4 protein-coding genes are annotated in these 6,597 nt (G+C 54.5%); all 4 read left to right on the forward strand.

Annotated elements, in window-relative coordinates; genetic code table 11:
* Positions 1-236 precede the first annotated feature (236 nt).
* The 4 genes from FJ147_26360 to FJ147_26375 all read left to right on the forward strand — a co-directional run bounded on the left by FJ147_26360 (position 237) and on the right by FJ147_26375 (position 6,415).
* The gene (locus FJ147_26360; protein ID MBM4259409.1) at positions 237-2,672 is read left to right on the forward strand and encodes a CoA transferase; all 2,436 of its coding nucleotides are present in this window, start codon (positions 237-239) and stop codon (positions 2,670-2,672) included.
* 18 nt (positions 2,673-2,690) lie between these two features.
* The gene (locus tag FJ147_26365) at positions 2,691-4,244 is read left to right on the forward strand and encodes a sigma-54-dependent Fis family transcriptional regulator (GenBank protein ID MBM4259410.1); all 1,554 of its coding nucleotides are present in this window, start codon (positions 2,691-2,693) and stop codon (positions 4,242-4,244) included.
* Positions 4,245-4,345: 101 nt separating this feature from the next.
* Positions 4,346-5,296 carry a DUF898 domain-containing protein gene (locus FJ147_26370; GenBank protein ID MBM4259411.1) on the forward strand — a complete coding sequence of 317 codons (951 nt, stop codon included), beginning with the start codon at positions 4,346-4,348 and terminating at the stop codon, positions 5,294-5,296.
* A gap of 210 nt (positions 5,297-5,506) precedes the next feature.
* Complete coding sequence (locus FJ147_26375; GenBank protein MBM4259412.1) at positions 5,507-6,415, forward strand: M48 family metallopeptidase; 909 nt, start codon at positions 5,507-5,509, stop codon at positions 6,413-6,415.
* The last annotated feature ends 182 nt before the right edge of the window (positions 6,416-6,597 follow it).

The raw sequence follows: 6,597 nt of genomic DNA on the forward strand, positions 1-6,597 counted from the left end.
CAAGAACTGGGCCAGACCCTGTATGCCGTGCGGGAGAGTTTGTTTAGTCATTACCTTCGCGCTGAACTACAAAACCCTCATGTCACGGCTTGTTAAGGTCCAAAGCGTAAGTCCTGATATCAACCCTCCACAGAAGATGAAAGTTCCTGGCTCTTGGTTTCATTAGGGTAGGGGGAAGCGCAAGAAATTGTTTCCGGTAGAATAGCCTGCGGTTATTTCGGTAAGGAGCAACGAATATGTACGGACTCGAAGGGGTGAAAGTCCTTGAATTAGGCAACATGGTGTCTGCAGCGCAGGCGACGAAATTGGTGGCCGATCTTGGCGCAGATGTCGTCAAGGTTGAAGACCCTAGTGGCGATACCGCGCGTTTGCGTGGCCCGTTTCCTGGCGACGTTGTCGATCCAGAGAAAAGTGGGCTTTTTCTTTATCTCAATTCCAACAAGCGCGGAGTAACGATCGATTGCTCCCGTCAACCGGACGCGCTTCTCCGTTTAGTTCGTTGGGCTGACATTTTGATTCACAACTATTCCCCCCGTGATATGGCAAAGAACGGTCTTGTGTACGAGACATTTCGTGAGATCAATCCACGGTTAGTCATGTGCTCGATCACCCCTTTTGGCCTGACCGGCCCCCACAAAGACTATCAGGCGTGTGAACTGACACTTGCCCATGCCGGAGGGTGGGCATGGTTAAGCCCAGGGGCGTTAGAGCGACCCGAACTGCCACCACTCAAAGCCTTTGGCGAACAGTGCGGGTTTCAAGGTGGGCTAGCCGCGGCAACCGCGACCCTCGGCGCATATTTTCGTGCGTTGTCGACCGGTATCGGTGAGCACATCGATCTTTCAGTGCAAGCCTTTATTGCTTCGTTCCTTGAGCAGGCGATTGTGTACTACGGTTATTTGGGGCGCATCGCTTCGCGGTTAGGGCAACGTTACATGTATCCGTGGGGCATGTATGAATGCCAAGATGGGCTCATCTTCATTGTTTGCCCAGAAGAGGATCAGTGGGAGCGTCTGGTTGAGCTGATGGGGACCCCGGAGTGGACGAGTTGGGATATCTTTTCCGGTCGAACCAATCGTATCAAGAATCAGGACGCACTCGGAGTCTACGTCGAGGAATGGACACGACAATGGAAGGTTGAAGATTTATTTCACGCGGCTCAGGCGCGGCGGCTGTGCTTTGCGCCAGTGTTGACAATGGCAGGTCTAGCGCGACAGGAGCAACTTCGTATTCGTAATTTCTTTGTGGAAGTTTCCCATCCTCGTGCAGGAACTCTGACGCACCTCGGGGCTCCGTACCAATTGCACGAACCGTGGTGGCAAATCCGACGGCCAGCACCGCTGCGTGGGCAACACAATGAGGAAATCAAGGCAGATCCAGAACCGGTCGGGGCAAGTCCGGGGCAGGTCAAATCAGGGTCTGCTGGATTTTTGACTTCGGACGCCGGACACCGGACGTTCCCACTTCCGTTAGACGGTGTACGTGTCGCTGATTTTTCCTGGGTGTGGGCTGGACCCTATTGTACGATGCACTTGGCGCATCTCGGTGCAGAAGTGATCAAGATTGAATCTGAAGCCCATCTTGACCTGATGCGACGATTACCGATCTCACCACGGGGAGTCAAACCTGGGTTTGATAGTTCTGGCCCTTTCAATCAATGGAATCAGGGGAAGAAAAGTATCCGTCTCAATTTGCGCAAAGACGAAGGCGTCGCATTGGCGAAAGAGATCATTCTGAAGAGCGACGTGGTCATTGATAATTTTGCGACAGGAGTGATGGACGAGCTTGGGTTAGGGTATGAAGAGCTGAAAAAGTTGAAGCCAGATGTAGTCGTCGCGTCGATTTCTGGCTACGGTCATACTGGCCCACTGCAAGACTACATGGGGTATGGTCCTGCCATCCCGCCCCTCACCGGTCTGTCGGCACTGACAGGATATCCGGGTGATACTCCGCGTGAACTCGGCGTCTCCATTGGTGATCCCAATGCTGGGATTACGGCTGCCGTATCTATTTGTGCCGCCCTTGCTGCACGCAAACGCACTGGCCAAGGGCAGTATATCGATATCGCGTTGTGGGGCTCTGCCGCTGTGTTGGCCGCAGAAGGCTGGATGGAATATGCCATGAACGGCAGAGAACCGCAGCGGCACGGAAACCGGGACACGTGGATGGCACCACACAATTGTTTTCGTTGTCTTGGCGAGGATGTGTGGGTGACGATCGCCTGCAGCACAGAAGAGGAATGGCGGGCATTGTGCCGTGTGATGGAACAAGAGCAGCTGATACACGATCCACGGTTCCTGACTGCACGAGAGCGGAAAACGCACGAAGACGAAGTGGAGCAGTTGATTACGGGCTGGACCTCACAACGTGATCGGTGGGAGATCACTCATAGTTTACAAGCTGCCGGGGTCGCTGCCTTTCCCTCGATGAGTAGCAAAGACCTGGTAGAAGATGCGCAATTGAATAGCCGTGGTTTTTTCGCGCGACTGTCACATCCGATCGTGGGGACGCAGACGCACGCAGGAATTCCGTGGGTGCTTGCCAATTCAGCGAATGGGGTACGCTCTCCTGCGCCGTTACTCGGGCAACATACAGACGAAGTCCTCCGCGACATCCTGGGCTATGGCGATGAAACGATCGCGCGCCTGAAGGCGCAACAGGTGTTGTACTAAACGCTTAGGTAGTCTTTTATGGCATTTCTCAACGGTGAGGAGCGTGTGTTTCTCCAAGCAGTAGCTAAACTCGGCTACTGCAACCCGTTCTTACCAGAGCGTATTACGTACGAACGTGAAGCATTGGGTGCCGACTTTGTCGAAGGTGAGGCCGTCTGGAGTCTTCGTGTCGATGACCCCCGCACGCCCCGAGCGAACAATACTGCTATTGCCGATCGGGTTGCGCTCTTGATGGAAAAACTGCGTGACCGCCTTGCGAAGGGCATAACAGCCGCAACGCAGGATCTCGGGCTCTATGAAGATGCGGCCCTGTTTCTTCTCTTCCATCGTACGCAGTCTCATTTTTATACGCTCATCACGCAAAGTCAGCAGCAGCGGTCGAACGCGAAACGGCTTGGGTTCTACTCGGAGTTTCTCCAGGATTGGGATCATTTTTTTTCGCTTCCCGATGTTCGCTTGCCGGTAGTGTACGATACGGCGCATCTCTTCGCCTGTTTCTTTCAAATCCGCCGGGCATTTCATCACATCATCGAATCAATCATTGGCAGTTCACTGGCTGCCGCTCGCCTGCGCGCTGCTGTATGGCAATCGATTTTTACCTACGATATGCGCCGCTACCGGCGGACGTTGTTCGACCGCATGGGTGACTTTACGACGTTGGTTCGTGGACCTTCTGGCACGGGGAAAGAGCTTGTTGCGCGTGCGATCGGGTTGTCTCGCTATGTTCCTTTCGATGCCAAAACGTTGACCTTTGCTGATGACTTCAGCGGCTCGTTTTACGCCATCAATCTGTCGGCTCTGCCTTCGACGTTGATTGAGTCGGAACTGTTTGGCCATCGTCGTGGCGCCTTCACCGGCGCCTTACAGGATCGCAAAGGGTGGCTAGAGGTGTGCCCTGCGCTTGGGACGGTGTTTCTTGATGAGATTGGTGATCTCGAAGCTACGATTCAGGTCAAATTGTTACGGGTACTGCAAACTCGGACCTTTCAACCGCTAGGGGAAACAAGCGATCGTCATTTCCGTGGCAAACTGATAGCGGCGACCAACCGCGACCTCTTGGTGGCCATGCAAGAGCGGCATTTTCGCGAAGATTTCTACTATCGCCTCTGTTCTGATGTGGTGACGACCCCTTCATTATATGAGCAACTGCAAGAATCCTCTGCAGGGCTGCGAGAGTTGCTCCTCTTCATTTGTCGCCGCATCGCTGGTGAGGAAGGGGAGGCGCTCGCACAGGAAGTGGAAACGTGGATTGTGCAAGAGTTGGGATCTCACTATGCTTGGCCTGGCAATATTCGCGAACTCGAACAGTGTGTGAGGAACGTACTGGTGCGCAAGGAGTGCCGACCAGTACCAGTGCAAAAGCAGGGGCTGACGGAGGAGGTGGTGAGAGCTTTTGAGGCTGGTACGCTGACCGCAGACGAGCTGCTCTGCCGCTACAGTACAATTATCTATGCACAAACGGGAAGTTACGAGGAAACCGCGCGTCGCCTGCAGCTTGATCGCCGTACGGTAAAAAGTAAAATTGACCGCGACCTTCTCAGGCAAATTCTTGCCCAACGTCGTGTCTCCTAACAAAATCTGCCTGGCTGGAGACGGCTAGGCGAGTACGGTAAAGCAGGGACTCTGGACGCCGATAGCAGTAGCGAACTCCGCTGCACCGAAAGGTTCGCTGCATGCTCTTGTATAAGTCAGTCCGGCGCTTCCGCTGCCCTGCGGATGCCCGCGACCTTTTTGGCCTTTTTCTAACGAATGTGCTGTTTAATATCCTCACACTCGGGGTCTACCGTTTCTGGGGAAAAACACGTATTCGTCAGTACCTGTGGAGTCAGGCCAGTTTCGATGACGAGCACTTCGAATATACGGGGCAAGGGAAAGAACTTTTTCTTGGCTTTCTACGCGCCCTCGCGGTGACCGGGGGCGTGATTACGTTTACGCAGCTGGCTTCCCGTGCCGTGACGTCGTTCAATCCACAATTTGAGACGCTGGTACGCATCATTTTCACCTACATTATGTACATCCTGATTGGGGTTGGGATGTACAGTGCCCGGCAATATCTCCTGAGTCGCACCCGATGGCGTGGGATTCGCTTTGCCCAGTCTGGCTCAGCGATCACCTATGCCAAAACCTGGGTTAGCACTCAAGGCATCGCTGTGTTAACGCTGGGGCTCTATACACCGTTCATGCGACACCACATGCTCAACTACACACTTAATAACACCTGGTTTGGTAGTGAGCGACTTACGTACGATGGCCGAGGCAAGGAACTGTTCGCTGCTTTCCTGAAGTCGTATCTGTTGTTGATTCCGACATTAGGCCTGAGCTGGTTTTGGTACCGTGCGGCGGAGTATCGGTATGTTGCCGAGCACACGCAACTGCAAGGCGTAACCTTTCGCTCGACAATCTCTGGCAGTGAGTTGCTACGCCTTACAATAGGTAACTGGCTGTTACTGATTGCGACATTAGGATTCGCTTACCCGTTCGTCGTCGTCCGCACTGCGCACGTACTTTCGACCCATTTGCGTATCGATGGCGAATTTGAGTATCTGCGCATCTTGCAGAGCGACCACGAAGTTCCGGCTACCGGGGAAGGACTGGTCGGCGTTTTTGGTATGGGGAGTGTCTAACGACTCATACTATTTCACGCGTTTTTCACCGACGGGCGGACGGCTGAGCGCCGTACATTACAGGTTGCTCTTGGGCCACGCGAGCTACGCCTCTTTTATGAGAACGCCCAGCTTGTCGATGAATGGTCGTACGCTGGTTTACAGACGCTCAGTACGCTGTATCGCGGCCACTGTGTGCGTCTCCGTCACAGTGAAAGAAGTGACGCGAGCGTGACGATCAATGACCAGCGCTTTCTGATGCTGCTCCACCGCGCAATGCCGAACGCGTGTGAAGAGAGGAGACCTCCGCGGAGCAGTACGACTCGATTGGTCAGTTGGGGGATCGCAGTCGCAGCTACTGTCTGTGCCCTCTTCTGGGGTATTCCGCGCTTGGCTGACCCTTTAGCCCGTCTGACTCCCGTTCAATGGGAAGCCGCCTTTGGGCAACACGTTAATGAAGCGTTTGTACAAAAGACGCCCATGTGTCGCGGAGAAGCTGGGGGAGCTGCTCTTCAATCCTTAACCGAGCGACTTGCCGTAACCATGCCGACCGGGGCGCCTTTTACCGTGCGGGTGCACCGATCTCCGGTCGTTAACGCTTTTGCGCTACCTGGCGGCTATATCGTTGTGTTTCAAGGCCTCATCTCCGCAGCTCAATCACCAGAGGAGGTTGCAGGAGTGCTTGCCCATGAAATGGCGCACCAAGTCCAGCGTCACCCACTCCGCGGGTTAGTCCATGCGATGGGACTACGAATGGTGAGCGGAACGGTGCTCGGCGGGTTTTCGGCTGCTGCAGCCTCAGGAGCTCACCTGGGAGAAGTCGTGTTTACGTTGTCGTACAGTCGAGAAACTGAGACCGAGGCTGACCGGGTAGGGGTTGAGATGTTGAACAAAGCCGACATTCGTGGCGAGGGACTGATTGATTTTTTCACTCGCTATCAAGCGACTGACGAGGTGAAGTCCGCTCATCACGGCGTCAAGGAATCGGTCGAAGATCAACTGATGTCGTTCCTTTCAACTCACCCTCCAGGGAAAGAGCGCATCGCTGCGATCCGCGCCCTGGTGCGTGGCAAAGGGGATGCCCTCACTGCGAAACAGTGGAAAGCCTTGCGCACCATCTGTGACGAAAACACCCCCTAGATCAGATCTGAGAACACTCGTACACTTTGCGCTGAGGACTCCGATCCCTGTCATTCTGAGTCCTCCACAGCGCGCGGCGCGGAGCGTGGAGGCAGAAACGAGACAGTGCTATGCTTGGCGGCACGGCCCCGACAAGCTAAGACCGGCGTTGCCAATGGTGCTGCAGGAGCCCATTTCTGAGT

This window comes from Deltaproteobacteria bacterium (genome assembly GCA_016874775.1).
In the GTDB taxonomy this organism is placed as follows: Bacteria; Desulfobacterota; Binatia; order Bin18; family Bin18; genus VGTJ01.